We start from the raw sequence: 12,449 nt of genomic DNA, 5'->3' as shown, positions 1-12,449 counted from the left end.
TTGATAAGCGGGGGTTCGTCCCCCGCTCTTTTTGTTTTTGCCGTCAGGCAAAAATTTCACATTTTTTATTATCTATTATCTTTTATCTATTATCTAAAAAGAGGTTTATTTTATGATTTACATTGTCGAAGACGATTCCAGCATCCGTGAGCTGGAGCAATACGCGCTGGCCTCCAACGGCTACGAAACCAAGGGCTGCGAGGATGCGGCCAGCTTCTGGGCCGCGCTGCAGAATGACCAGCCGGAGCTTGTCATTCTGGACGTGATGCTGCCCGACGAGGACGGCTACCAGATTCTGGCCAAGCTGCGCGCCAACGCGGCCACCGCCGCCACACCGGTGATTATGGTCACGGCCAAAACCAGCGAGATTGACGTTGTCAAGGGGCTTGACCACGGCGCGGATGACTACGTCTGCAAGCCGTTCGGCATTATGGAGTTCATCTCCCGCGTGCGGGCCGTGCTGCGCCGCGCAGCAGCCGCCGCCCCTGCGCCCGCCGCTTCCACCCTGCATTTCGGTGACATCGTTCTGGACGATGTCGCCCGCACCGTCCGCGTGGGCGGCACGCAGGTGGAGCTGACCTTCAAGGAATACTCGCTGCTGCATCTTTTTCTGGAGCACCCCGAGGAGGTTCTCGCCCGCGAGCGCATTATGAAGGAGGTCTGGGACACCGATGACCTGCTGGAATCCCGCACGATTGATATGCACGTGCGCACCCTGCGCCAGAAGCTGGGCGCGGCGGGGGACGCCATCCGCACCGTGCGCAAGGTCGGCTACAAGCTGAGCACGGAGGGTAGTGATGACTGAGGAAGAACGCCGCACCGCCAAGCCGCAGAGCATGACCCGCCGCTATCGCCGCGGGCTGATTCTGACCGGCGTGCTCTGCGTGCTGGCCATGCTGACCGCCGCCACCGTGCTGTTTCAGCGCAGCTACACCGAGCGCATTGACACCTATCTGGCCGACATCTGTGACGGCTACGCCGCCGCCTACAAAGCGCAGGACACCCACGATGCCACCACCCTGGTAAAGCTGCTGCCCGGCCGCAGCACACCGCGCTTTACCCTGATTGACGCGGACGGTACAGTGCTGTTTGACAGCAAAAATACTGCCGTGATTTACGATGCCGCGGGCGAGGTATACGGCGTGATGAAGGCTGACCTGCCCAGCCACGCCGACCGGCCGGAGTTCAGGCAGGCCATGGCGGACGGTTCCGCCAGCATCACCCGCGAGAGCGAGACCCTGCAGCAGGAGACCCACTACTACGCCGTGCGCATCGACACGCCGGAGGGCGCGCAGGTGCTGCGCGTGAGCGAGGATGTGGCCAACATCTGGGGGCTGAGCGCTGACACCCTGCCACTGCTTTTCGGTGCGGTGGTGCTGATTCTGGCCGCGGCTACCCTGTTCAGCTGGTGGCTGACCCACCGCATGGTGCAGCCCATCAACCATCTGGCCGAGCATCTGGACACCATCGAGGCCGACGTGCCCTACGAAGAATTGATTCCGCTGGCGCGGACCATCCAGACCGACCGCAAGCTGCGCGAGGACAACGAGACCCTGCGCCGGGAGTTTACCGCCAACGTCAGCCACGAGCTGAAAACCCCGCTGACGAGCATCTCCGGCTATGCTGAGCTGATTGAAACCGGCATGGCCAAGCCCGCCGACGTGCCGACCTTTGCCGCCCGCATCCACAAGGAAGCGCAGCGGATGATTGCGCTGGTCAGCGATATTCTGCAGCTGAGCGAGCTGGACAGCACGCAGGCCAACCACAGCCGCGAGCCGGTGGCTGAAATGGAGCCGGTGGATCTGGCCGCACTGGTCAAGGAGACCGCCCAGAATATGACGATGAATGCCCGCCGGGCCTATATAACGCTGCAATATGACGCCAAGCCCGCCACCGTGCGCGGCAGCCGCGACCAGCTGAGCGAGCTTGCCCAGAACCTGTGCGACAACGCCATCCGCTACAACCGCCCGGGCGGCCATGTGGAGCTGCGCTGCGGCACCGGCAGTGACGGCTGCCCCTACTTTGAGGTCGAGGACAACGGCATCGGCATCCCGCAGGACAGCCAGACCCGCGTGTTTGAACGCTTCTACCGCGTGGACAAGAGCCGTTCCAAAGCCACCGGCGGCACCGGTCTGGGGCTGGCCATCGTCAAGCACATTGCCCTGCTGCACGATGCCCGCATTGACCTGCAAAGTCAGGTCGGCACCGGCACCACCATCCGGGTGACTTTCCCGAAAAAGTAAAAAATCGGCGCTTCCGACAAAACGGAAGCGCCGATTTTGGTTAAGTTGTCAGAGTTGGGCGGGCAATGCCCGCCCGCAAGCACTGCTTTACGCCAGCACAAACGTCTGGACCGCCCAGATGCCCAGCACCAGGATGCCGAGGGCAATGCGGTACCAGCCAAAGACCGTGAAGGTGTGCTTCTTGACGTAGTCCATCAGGAAGCGGATGGCCAGAATCGAAACCACAAACGCCACGATGCAGCCCAACAGCAGGACACTGACCTCGCCGACGGTGAACACGCCGCCGCCCGCCAGGAACTTGACCAGCTTCAAGCCGGACGCGCCCGCCATAACCGGGATGGCGAGGAAGAAGGTGAACTGGGACGCACAGGCGCGGCTCATACCACAGAGCAGGCCGCCGATGATGGTGGCACCGCTGCGGGACGTGCCAGGAATCAGCGCCAGCACCTGCCACAGGCCCACGATGATTGCCTGCTTGTAGGTAATGCGGCTCAGCTTGGTGGTAGTGGGCACGCGGGGACGGCGCTCAATCAGAATGAACGCAATACCGTAGACAATCAGCATAATGGCCACCACCACGCTGTTGTACAGGTGGGCGTCCATCCAATCGTCCAGCAGCGGGCCCAGCACGGCGGCGGGCAGGCAGGCCGCAATAATCTTGAACCACAGCCGCATAACCGGCCAGCGGATGAATTTGGCCAGCCCGGAGTCACGGCCGTTGTCCATGCAGAAGGGCCACAGCTTCTTGAAGTAGAGCACCACAACCGCCAGAATGGCACCCAGCTGGATGACCACGCGGAACATCTCCATAAATTCGGCGCTCAGGCTGAATTTCAGCACCTGCTCGGCCAGAATCATATGGCCTGTGCTGGAGATGGGCAGCCATTCGGTAATACCCTCGATAATGCCATAGATTACCGAGCGCAGTAAGTCTAAAAACAGTTCCATTGACAGGACGCCTCCTTGCTTTGCTATTATCTTATTGTATCATAAATTTGGAAAATGGGAACGCTTTTGCAAGAATTTACATCTTTTTTACGGTAATTGGGCGCGGCGGCTTGCTGTTTTCGTCAAATGCCACTATAATAGGAGTGATTTCTTGTACAAAGAGGTAAGGAGTTATGTATAAAACCGTACTGTTTGATCTGGATGGAACCCTGCTGAACACGATTGACGATTTGGCGGATTCCGCCAACCGCGTCTGTGCGGCGCACGGCTGGCCCCAGCACACAGCGGCGCAGTACTGCTATTTTGTGGGCAACGGCATCCCCAAGCTGGTGGAGCGCTTCAGCCCCGCGGACTGCCGCAGCCCGGCACAGCTGGCCGCAACGCTGGCGGAGTTTGATGCGGTCTACGGCGCGCATATGCACGATAAGACCGCGCCTTACCCCGGTATGCCCGCTATGCTGGCCCGGCTGAAGGCGGCCGGCGTGCAGATGGCCGTCTTTTCCAACAAGGCGGACGAGTTTGCCCGGGCCGTGGTGGCGCGGTATTTTGACGCCGACCTGTTTACGGTTGTGCGCGGTGCCCTGCCCGATGTACCCACCAAGCCCGCCACCGAGGGCACGCGGGCGCTGATGGCGCGCCTCGGCGTGGAGCCGGACGGCAGCGTCCTGTATGTGGGCGACAGCAACGTGGATGTGGAGACCGCCCACAATGCCGGGCTGCCCTGCTGCGGCGTGCTGTGGGGCTTCCGCACGCGGGAGGAGCTGCAGACGGCCGGGGCCGAGTATCTGGCCGCAGACACCGCCGCGCTGGAAAAAATTGTGCTGGGCTGAACGGCCCGCGCCAATGTGACAAACATTTTAGAAAGGAGCTGTTACTATGATTGCACAGCACTATAAAGATATGCTGGGTGCCAAGTCGGTGATTCGCCAGCTGTCCGAGTGGAGCACCGCACGCGGCAAGGAAATTGGCTACGAAAATGTTTTTGACTACTCGCTGGGCAATCCGTCCGTGCCCTGCCCGCCGCAGTTCACCGCCGCGTGTGAGGACCTGCTGGCCCACACCGAGCCGGTGGCGCTGCACGGCTACACACCGACGCTGACGCTGCCCTCCACCCGCAAGGCCGTGGCCGAGAGCCTGAACCGCCGGTTCGGCATGGACTACACCGCCGACCACATCTTTATGACCACCGGCGCAGCGGGCGCGCTGGCCCACGCCGTGCGCTGCGTGGCCGTGCCCGGGCAGAACATCGTGACCTTTGCGCCTTTTTTCCCCGAGTACAAGCCCTATGTGGAGGGCGCGGGCCTGACCCTGCGCGTTACGCCGCCGCGCTGCGCCGACTTCCAGATTGACTTTGACGCCTTTGCGCAGCTGGTGGACGAGAACACCGCCGCCGTGCTCATCAACAGCCCCAACAACCCCAGCGGCGCGGCCTACAGCGTTGAGACGCTGCAGCAGCTGGCCTGCTTCCTGACCGAGGCCAGCGCCAAATACGGCCACCACATCTTCCTGATTTCGGACGAGCCCTACCGTGAGATTGCCTTTGGCGGCGCGGTCACCCCCTACCCCGCCAAATTCTACGATGACACGCTGACCTGCTATTCCTTCTCCAAGAGTCTGAGCGTGCCGGGCGAGCGCATCGGCTATGTGGCCGCCAACCCCCGGTGCGAGGGCGCGGAGTATATTGTGCCGATGTGCGGTCAGATTTCCCGCGGGACCGGCCACAACTGCCCATCCTCCCTGATTCAGATGGCCGTGGAGCGCTGCCTGGACGTGACGAGCGATTTGTCCGTCTACGAGACGAATATGAACCTGATTTATGACGAGCTGCAGGCACTGGGCTTTACCGTTGTCAAGCCGGACGGCACCTTCTACATCTTCCCCAAGGCACTGGAGGAGGATGCCAAGGCGTTCTGCCGCAAGGCGCAGAAGTACGATTTGGCGCTGGTTCCCGGCGACAGCTTCGGCTGTCCCGGCTACTTCCGGATGGCCTACTGCATCGAGACCGAAAAGGTACGCCGCAGCTTTGCCGCGCTGGAACGCTTTGTGGCCGAGGAATACGGCGCCACCAAACAATAAGGAGCTTTTATGTCGATTTTACGCCGCTTTTTGCCGCTGCTGCTCTGCCTGACACTGCTTTGCAGCTGTGTGGAAATGCCCAACGCCCCGAAGGACGAGCTTGCCGCCCCCACAGCGCAGCCCACCGCCACGCCGGAGCAGCCCGCCCCCACCCCCGCGCCAACCCCGGAGCCGACGTTGGTTCCCGCGATGGCCAGCGCCACCAGCAACGCCACCAAGGACGCCCCCGATGTGAAGGACCCCGCCGAATGGGACAATAACGCCGCCACCCTGCTGGCAAAGCTGGAGAAGGACTACGGCGCATGGGGGCTGACGCTGGACGCGAAGGAGGGCTATCCCTATCTGCTGACTGTCAACCGGCAGGCAGGCGTTGTGACGGTATACACCGTGGACACCGCCACCGGCCGCTACGCCGTGCCGTTTATGGCGATGGTGTGCAGCGGCGGCACCAGCACTCCCACCGGGTATTTTTCCACGCCGGTCAGCTACAGCTGGCGGCTACTGCTTGGCCCCAGTTACGGCCAGTATGCCACCCGCATCTATGACGGCTACCTGTTCCACAGCGTGCCCTACTACAGCCAGCACAAGGACGATGTCGAGTACGATGAGTTCAACCTGTTGGGCACGGTGGCCAGTCTGGGCTGCATCCGGCTGGCGGTTGTGGACGTAAAGTGGATTTATGACAACTGCCCGCTGGGCACGCCGGTCATCATCTATGACAGCGAGGACCCCGGCCCGATGGGCAAGCCCGGCACGATCTACACCGACCCCACCGACACCGAAAAGCGCGGCTGGGACCCCACCGACCCCGACCCGGCCAACCCGTGGGACGACAGCTTTGAAAGCGGCACCGCCATCCGCAGTCAGGCCGCGTGGGACCAGTGGGAGAACGAGCGCGAGGGCTGGCTGTCCAGCCTGACCCCCACCGACCTGCAGGGCTGGAGCACGGATTCCAGCGTTGCGGGGACGAGAGGGTAAGGCTCACAAAAAAATGCGCATCACAAATCGCTGTGATGCGCAATTTTTATTGCTGTAAAGCTCAGCTGAACATAACCACGTCCTGGGCGGGCTTCTCGCCGGGCTCGATCTTGATGGCGGTCAGCACCGGGCCGGTGGAATCGGGGGTCTGGCCCTTGTAGATGGGGTGGTACTTGACGTTGACCTTGGCGGTAACGGTAATCCAACTGCGCTGCTCAAGAGACTTGTAGCCATCGTACTTGCAGGGCATACCCACAAACTGGATATCCTGTACGCAGCAGGTCATGGCAAAGCGGCCGGGCACAAACGCGCCCTTGCCGGCCTGCGGGGTCTGGCAGACCTGCGCCAGATATTTCACCGTCTTGCCGTCATATTTCTTCGGGTCATCCATGCAGTCCATATACCAGACGCCGAAGAACTCCTCCGGGATTTCAATGACCGGGGCGTCCACGTCAAAGGGCAGCGGGTCGGGGATATCATCGTAGGCAACGCTGCCATCCTTGAACTCATAGGCAATGTCGCAGCGGCGGCTGGCCTGACGCACCAGCTTGTGGATGAGCTGGCGGCTCTCATCATCGTTGACGGCCTCGGCGCGGTTGACAACCAGCAGCTCACTGCCGCGCAGCTTGTCCAGCAGCAGGCTGCGCATGGCGCTGTCGCCCGCATAGGTCTTGATGGTGGTGCCGTCCGCCGTGGCCAGACACTGATAAATCAGCCAGTTATCCGGCAGGGCATCGTACAGGTCCTGAATCAGCCACATACCGTTGTACTCAATCAGCACGCGGCCGCAGCCGGACTTCTTCTCCAGCGCGGTCAGGTTCTCGGCGGTCAGCTCGCTCTTGTCCTCAATCTGGGCAACGTGCACGCCGCCAAAGGCGAACTTGGACGGGTCATACTCAACCTCGCCCTCCTCGCAGACCAGCAGCAGGGTCTTGTCACCGGAATCGAAGTTAGGGTCCTCCATCGTTTCCTGAATGAACTTTGTCTTGCCGCTTTCCAGCTGGCCGACAAAAAGATATACAGGGATTTGTTTAGCCATAATCGGGAAATCCTTTCACGAAAATTGACGTGCTTACACGTGGAACAGCTCAGCGATTTCGTGCTCCTTCAGCTCAGAGCCGATGACACAGAGCTTGCCGGTGACATCGGGGCCGCAGGTGCGGATTTCGTGCTCGCCGGGGACCATATCGAACTCATACCAGGTGTCGCCGCCGTCCACGATGCCTTTGGCGCGCAGAATCACGCCGTAAGTGCCCTCGTCCAGCGCGTGCAGGGCCGTCTCCAGATCCTCACGGCTGTACTTGTGGGCCGTCTCCTTGCCCCAGCTGGTGAACACCTCGTCGGCGTCATGGTCATGGTGGTGATGATGATGGCCGCAGGCGCAGACACCGTGCTCATCATAGTGGTGCTCGTGATGATGCTCGTGCTCATCCTCGTCATCATCATCGTGGTGATGGTGGCAGCAGCCGTGGTCGTGCTCGTCCTCGTCATCATCGTCGTCATCGTGGTGATGGTGGCAGCAGCTGTGCTCATGCTCGTCCTCATCGTCATGGTGGTGATGATGGTGGTGGTGCTCGTGCTCATCCTCCTCGGCGTGGGCCACGTTGGCGGCGCGGGCCTCGGTCAGCAGCTCGGCCACAAGGTCGCGCTTGCCGTCCATAACGGAGACGATCTGGGCACCGGTCAGGGCGGTCCAGTCGGTGGTCACGATGGTGGCGGTGGGGTTCTTCTCGGCCAGCAGGGCCACAGCGGCGGCAATCTTTTCCTCGCTGGCGTTGCCGGTACGGCTCAGGATGATGCAGGAGGCGTGGCTGACCTGATCATCGTAGAACTCGCCGAAGTTCTTCATATACATCTTGACCTTGTTGACATCGGCCACGGTGACAAAGCTGTTCAGCACCACCGGCAGGGACTCGGCCACACCCTCGACAGCGCGGGTGACATCACTCAGCTTGCCGACGCCGGAGGGCTCAATCAGGATGCGGTCGGGATGGTAGGTCTCGACCACCTTCTTCAGTGCCTCGCGGAAGTCGCCGACCAGAGAGCAGCAGATGCAGCCAGAGTTCAGCTCGTTGACCTGAATGCCGGCCTCGCGCATAAAGCCGCCGTCGATGCCGATTTCGCCGAATTCGTTCTCAATCAGGACGATTTTCTCGCCCGCGAAAGCCTCCTTGATGAGCTTCTTGATAAGGGTGGTTTTGCCCGCACCGAGGAAGCCGGAGAAAATGTCGATTTTGGTTTTGTTTTCAGCCATAATTGGGTACCTCTATTCAATACGTGTTCAAATGTTCAGATAGTTGGCAATCTATTACACTAACTGCTAATACTATTATAGCAAACGCGTCAAGGGGTTTTGCGCCTTTTTCCGCACAAATTTTTGAATTTTTTGCAAAATTTATAAAAGAACAGCATCGCGTCCCACATTTTGTTTTCGCCCCCGGGCGAAAACTCCACCTTTTTTATTATTTCTTATTTCTTATTTATTATTTGCAAAAAAAGTGGTATTATATACCTAACCACTAACTAACACAAAAGGAGCGATCCATTTTGACTACCAACGAAAAGATTGCCGCCCTGCGTGCCGCTGCTGTGGCAGCGGGGGCTGACGGCGTCCTGCTTATGACCAGTGACCCGCACTGCAGCGAGTATCTGCCCGGCTACTATAACGCACTGCCGTGGTTTTCCGGCTTTATCGGCGAGAACTCCACGCTGGTGGTGACCAAGACCGGCAGCGCCCTGTGGTGCGACGGCCGCTTCTACGTGCAGGCCGACAAGCAGCTGGCCGGCAGCGAGATTGAATGTATGCACGCCGGTTCCGCGGGCGTTCCCACCGTGGCCGAATACCTGGAAAGCCACTTTGGCGAGGGCGAGACCCTGCTGCTGGACGGCAGCTGCGTACCCGCCACCATCGCCAAGGAGTACATCGACACGCTGGCCAAGAAGGGGGCTTCCCTGCGCAGCCAGGACGTAGCCGGGCCTATCTGGGACGCCACCGGTGAGCGCCCCTCCCTGCCCGACACCCCCTGCACGCTGCTGACCCCCGCCCAGACCGGTGCCACCGCCGCCGACCGCATTGCAATGGTCCGCGCCGAGCTGCAGAAGGCCGGTGCCACCGCGCTGGCCGTTACCGGGCTGGACTGCGTGGGCTGGCTGCTGAACCTGCGCGCCAGCGACCTGCCCTGCACCCCGCTGGCCGTGGCCTACGCGCTGGTCACCATGGACGCCTGCACGCTGTTTATTGCGCCGGGCCGTCTGTCTGACGCTGACGCCGCCACGCTGGCCGAAAGCGGCGTGACGCTGCGCGGCTATGAGGAACTGATTGACGCCGTCCGCGCCCTGCCCGCCGAGGAGGTTTTCCTGGTGGACGAAAAGGTCACAAACTTTGCCTTGTACGAGGCCCTGACCGCCCACAAGACCGTGTTCGGCGCTGACCCCATCTTCCCGCTGAAGGGCATCAAGAACGAGACCGAGCTCAGGAACATCCGCGAGTGCCACATCCGCGACGGTATCGCCGTGGTGCGGTTCCAGATGGATCTGGAAAAGGCGCTGGCCGAGGGCAAGACCCTGACCGAGATTGACATTGACACGATGCTGCAGAAGCGCCGCGCTGAGATGCCCGGCTACTTTGAGGACAGCTTCTCCACGATTGCCGCCTACGGCACCAACGCCGCCATGATGCACTACCACGCCGAGGGCGATGTGAACAGCACCATTGAGCCCCACGGCTTCCTGCTGGTGGACAACGGCGGCCAGTATGACTGCGGCACGACCGACATCACCCGCACCTACCCGGTCGGCCCGCTGACCGACAACGAGCGCCGCTATTATACGTGGGTGCTGCAGAGCCACATTGATATGGCCCGCGCCGTATTCCTGGATTACTGCACCGGCTTTGCGCTGGACACCTTTGCCCGCGGCCCGGTCTGGGCGCACAAAATCAACTACCGCTGCGGCACCGGCCACGGCGTCGGCTTCATCTCCGGCGTGCATGAGGGGCCCCAGAGCCTGCGCCCGAACAACCCGGTTGTCTTTAAGCCCGGTATGACCATCACCGATGAGCCCGGCATCTATGAGACAGACGAGGTCGGCATCCGCATTGAGAATGAGCTGGAGTGCGTCAGCCTTGGCGAGAACCAGTACGGCCACTGGCTGGGCTTTGCCCCGCTGACGCTGGTGCCCATTGCCACCGAGCCCGTGCTGGTGGACGAGCTGAGCCGCGACCAGCTCAACTGGCTGAACGACTACCATGCCCATGTCTATGAGATGCTCAGCCCCCGCCTGACCGAGGAGGAAAAGGTCTGGCTGAAGGCAAAGTGCGCCCCCCTCGCAAGATAATGATTTCCCGGGCGGCACCGCGCTGCTTTCCCCGGGAAACAATAACGGCAGATGCCCCGCCGGGCATCTGCCGTTTTTTTGTTTAGTTATCGTTTAGTTATCGCAGCCGGAGTCGGTCTCGCCACAGCCGTCGCAGTCGCTCTCGAACTTGACAGCGTTCTGGGCCAGCTCGGGGTCAAGGCGTTGGGCCACCTGCATCATCAGGGCGCACTCCATCCGCTTGCGGAACACCTTGCAGCCGTACTCATACGTGCCGTGGATGTCCCCGGTGGCGTGCAGGGCGTTGGCCGCGCAGCCACCCGCGCAGTACAGCCGCGCCCAGCAGTCTTTGCAATCGGGGCGGGCATAGACGTTGCAGAGCTTGAACTCATCGCGCAGGGCGGTGTTGGTCACGCCGTCCCAGACGTTGCCCAGCTTGTAGTCGGGGTCGCCCACAAACTGGTGGCAGGGGTACAGGTCGCCCCACGGGGTCACGGCCATATACTCGGTGCCGGAGCCGCAGCCCGAAATGCGCTTGTAGATGCAGGGGCCGTGCTTCAGATCCAGAATGTAGTGGTAGAAGGTGATGGGCTTGCCCGCCTTCTGGCGGCGCAGCATATCGTTGGCCAGCAGCTCATACTGGTCAAACAGCTTGGGCAGGTCTTCCTCGGTCAGGGCCTCGGGGGAATCGGGCGCGGCAACCACCGGCTCCATCGAGAGCTCGGTGAAGCCCAGATCATCCGCCATATGGAACAAATCCTTGGTAAAATCAACGTTGTGATGCGTAAACGTGCCGCGCATATAGTAGCCCTTGCCGCCACGTGCCTTGACCAGCTTCTGGAATTTGGGTACAATGCGGTCATAGCTGCCGTTGCCCGCCAAATCCACGCGGAAGCGGTCATTGACCTCCTTGCGGCCATCAAGGGAGAGCACCACATTGTGGCACTCCTGATTGCACCAGTCGATGACCTCATCGGTGATGCCGATGCCGTTGGTGGTCATCGTGAAGCGGAAATTCTTGTTGTACTTTTTCTCGATGCTGCGTGCATAGGCAACCAGCTGCTTGCAGACCTCGAAGTTCATCAACGGTTCGCCGCCAAAGAAGTCAACCTCCAGGTTGCGGCGGGTGCCGGAATTTTCAATCAGGAAATCCAGTGCGCGCTTGCCGGTTTCAAAGCTCATCAGGCCGGCCTCGCCGTGGAATTTGCCCTGCGCAGCAAAGCAGTAGCTGCAATTCAGGTTGCAGGTATGTGCCACGTGCAGGCAGAGCGCCTTGACCACGTTGGAACGGTTCTTGAAGTCAAACGCATGGTCGGCGTAGGCGTCCGGCGCAAACAGCTGGCCGGCGGCGGTCAGCTCGTCAATATCATCCAGGCAGTCGTTGATGTCGGCCTCTGTTACATCGGCGCGGCCCGCATACTTTTTTGCCAGCGCGGCGGCGGCCTGCTCCCGCGTGTTGCCCGCGTCAATCAGGGCGATGGCGTCATACGCCACATCGTCCACCGCGTGCACGCTGCCGCTGTAGACATCCAGCACAATATTGTAGCCGCTGAGTTTATACTGATGAATCATAGTTTTGTCTGCTCCTTTTGGGGGTTCCGCAGGGGTGCGGCGTCCCCGACGCCGCGCATTTCTGCGATGTATCATAGAAAATGCCGGGCTGCCATGGCGGCATCCCGGCATCAAAGCCAGCAAAAATTACTTGTCGGTCTTCTCGCAAGGCTGGTTGGCAATGCCGCAGCTGGTCTTGCAGGCGCTCTGGCAGGAGGTCTGGCACTCGCCGCAACCACCGTTCAGCAGGCTCTTAGCCATATCGCGGGTCTCGAGAGTCTGGATGTGCTTCATAAAACAGTCACCCCTTTGTATATTTTAGAATTATTATTATAGTAC

General features: G+C 60.7%; 11 protein-coding genes. 6 read left to right on the top strand and 5 right to left on the bottom strand.

The genetic code is table 11. The annotated features are described in order from the left end of the window. Nucleotides 1-112: 112 nt before the first annotated feature. Both NE623_RS09035 and NE623_RS09030 read left to right on the top strand, forming a co-directional pair. The gene (locus tag NE623_RS09035; RefSeq protein WP_256273310.1) at nucleotides 113-805 is read left to right on the top strand and encodes a response regulator transcription factor; all 693 of its coding nucleotides are present in this window, start codon (nucleotides 113-115) and stop codon (nucleotides 803-805) included. Then, nucleotides 798-2,243 (top strand): sensor histidine kinase, encoded by a 1,446-nt coding sequence (locus NE623_RS09030; RefSeq protein ID WP_256273309.1) that lies wholly within the window; start codon nucleotides 798-800, stop codon nucleotides 2,241-2,243. Before NE623_RS09035 ends, NE623_RS09030 begins: the two co-directional genes overlap by 8 nt. Nucleotides 2,244-2,330: 87 nt before the next feature. Here NE623_RS09030 and NE623_RS09025 read toward each other — a convergent pair whose 3' ends face one another. Then, on the bottom strand, nucleotides 2,331-3,191 hold the full coding sequence (locus NE623_RS09025; protein WP_256273308.1) for an undecaprenyl-diphosphate phosphatase: 861 nt from the start codon (nucleotides 3,189-3,191) through the stop codon (nucleotides 2,331-2,333). 173 nt (nucleotides 3,192-3,364) lie between these two features. Between NE623_RS09025 and NE623_RS09020 the strand changes: the two genes are divergently transcribed. Genes NE623_RS09020 through NE623_RS09010 form a run of 3 tightly spaced genes read left to right on the top strand, consistent with a single transcriptional unit; the run spans nucleotide 3,365 to nucleotide 6,245 of the window. Then, nucleotides 3,365-4,021, top strand: a complete 657-nt coding sequence (locus NE623_RS09020; RefSeq protein ID WP_256273307.1) for an HAD family hydrolase — start codon at nucleotides 3,365-3,367, stop codon at nucleotides 4,019-4,021. A gap of 46 nt (nucleotides 4,022-4,067) precedes the next feature. Further along, complete coding sequence (locus NE623_RS09015; protein WP_256273306.1) at nucleotides 4,068-5,267, top strand: pyridoxal phosphate-dependent aminotransferase; 1,200 nt, start codon at nucleotides 4,068-4,070, stop codon at nucleotides 5,265-5,267. 9 nt (nucleotides 5,268-5,276) lie between these two features. After that, nucleotides 5,277-6,245, top strand: coding sequence for a L,D-transpeptidase (locus NE623_RS09010; RefSeq protein ID WP_256273305.1), 969 nt, complete (start codon nucleotides 5,277-5,279; stop codon nucleotides 6,243-6,245). A 61-nt stretch (nucleotides 6,246-6,306) separates the two neighbouring features. On the opposite strand, the gene NE623_RS09005 is transcribed toward NE623_RS09010, so the two are convergent. Together NE623_RS09005 and NE623_RS09000 are read right to left on the bottom strand one after the other, a co-directional pair. Continuing rightward, a complete protein-coding gene (locus NE623_RS09005) occupies nucleotides 6,307-7,284 on the bottom strand; it encodes a TIGR03943 family putative permease subunit (RefSeq protein ID WP_256273303.1) in 978 nt (325 codons plus the stop codon). Between the two features lie 33 nt (nucleotides 7,285-7,317). Beyond that, on the bottom strand, nucleotides 7,318-8,499 hold the full coding sequence (locus NE623_RS09000; RefSeq protein WP_256273302.1) for a GTP-binding protein: 1,182 nt from the start codon (nucleotides 8,497-8,499) through the stop codon (nucleotides 7,318-7,320). Nucleotides 8,500-8,792: 293 nt separating this feature from the next. On the opposite strand from NE623_RS09000, the gene NE623_RS08995 reads away from it, so the two are divergent. Then, the gene (locus NE623_RS08995; RefSeq protein ID WP_256273300.1) at nucleotides 8,793-10,580 is read left to right on the top strand and encodes an aminopeptidase P family protein; all 1,788 of its coding nucleotides are present in this window, start codon (nucleotides 8,793-8,795) and stop codon (nucleotides 10,578-10,580) included. A 93-nt stretch (nucleotides 10,581-10,673) separates the two neighbouring features. Here NE623_RS08995 and scfB read toward each other — a convergent pair whose 3' ends face one another. Both scfB and scfA read right to left on the bottom strand, forming a co-directional pair. Then, nucleotides 10,674-12,131 carry a thioether cross-link-forming SCIFF peptide maturase gene (gene scfB, locus NE623_RS08990; protein WP_256273298.1) on the bottom strand — a complete coding sequence of 486 codons (1,458 nt, stop codon included), beginning with the start codon at nucleotides 12,129-12,131 and terminating at the stop codon, nucleotides 10,674-10,676. Between the two features lie 126 nt (nucleotides 12,132-12,257). Further along, entirely contained in the window at nucleotides 12,258-12,404 is a 147-nt protein-coding gene (gene scfA, locus NE623_RS08985; RefSeq protein WP_078784854.1) for a six-cysteine ranthipeptide SCIFF, read from the bottom strand. Nucleotides 12,405-12,449 lie beyond the last annotated feature (45 nt).

It is taken from the genome of Gemmiger formicilis (assembly GCF_024462815.1).
Taxonomy (GTDB): Bacteria; Bacillota; Clostridia; order Oscillospirales; family Ruminococcaceae; genus Gemmiger.
The sequence above is the reverse complement of the archived record's forward strand: the minus strand, read 5'-3'. Positions and strand labels throughout refer to the sequence as shown.

Bases quoted from the DNA above. Each gene is read 5' to 3' on its own strand.
- scfA (WP_078784854.1), bottom strand. From the start codon at position 12,404: ATGAAGCACATCCAGACTCTCGAGACCCGCGATATGGCTAAGAGCCTG.
- NE623_RS09020 (WP_256273307.1), top strand. From the start codon at position 3,365: ATGTATAAAACCGTACTGTTTGATCTGGATGGAACCCTGCTGAACACG.
- NE623_RS09015 (WP_256273306.1), top strand. From the start codon at position 4,068: ATGATTGCACAGCACTATAAAGATATGCTGGGTGCCAAGTCGGTGATT.
- scfB (WP_256273298.1), bottom strand. From the start codon at position 12,131: ATGATTCATCAGTATAAACTCAGCGGCTACAATATTGTGCTGGATGTC.
- NE623_RS09010 (WP_256273305.1), top strand. From the start codon at position 5,277: ATGTCGATTTTACGCCGCTTTTTGCCGCTGCTGCTCTGCCTGACACTG.
- NE623_RS09025 (WP_256273308.1), bottom strand. From the start codon at position 3,191: ATGGAACTGTTTTTAGACTTACTGCGCTCGGTAATCTATGGCATTATC.
- NE623_RS09000 (WP_256273302.1), bottom strand. From the start codon at position 8,499: ATGGCTGAAAACAAAACCAAAATCGACATTTTCTCCGGCTTCCTCGGT.
- NE623_RS09035 (WP_256273310.1), top strand. From the start codon at position 113: ATGATTTACATTGTCGAAGACGATTCCAGCATCCGTGAGCTGGAGCAA.
- NE623_RS09005 (WP_256273303.1), bottom strand. From the start codon at position 7,284: ATGGCTAAACAAATCCCTGTATATCTTTTTGTCGGCCAGCTGGAAAGC.
- NE623_RS09030 (WP_256273309.1), top strand. From the start codon at position 798: ATGACTGAGGAAGAACGCCGCACCGCCAAGCCGCAGAGCATGACCCGC.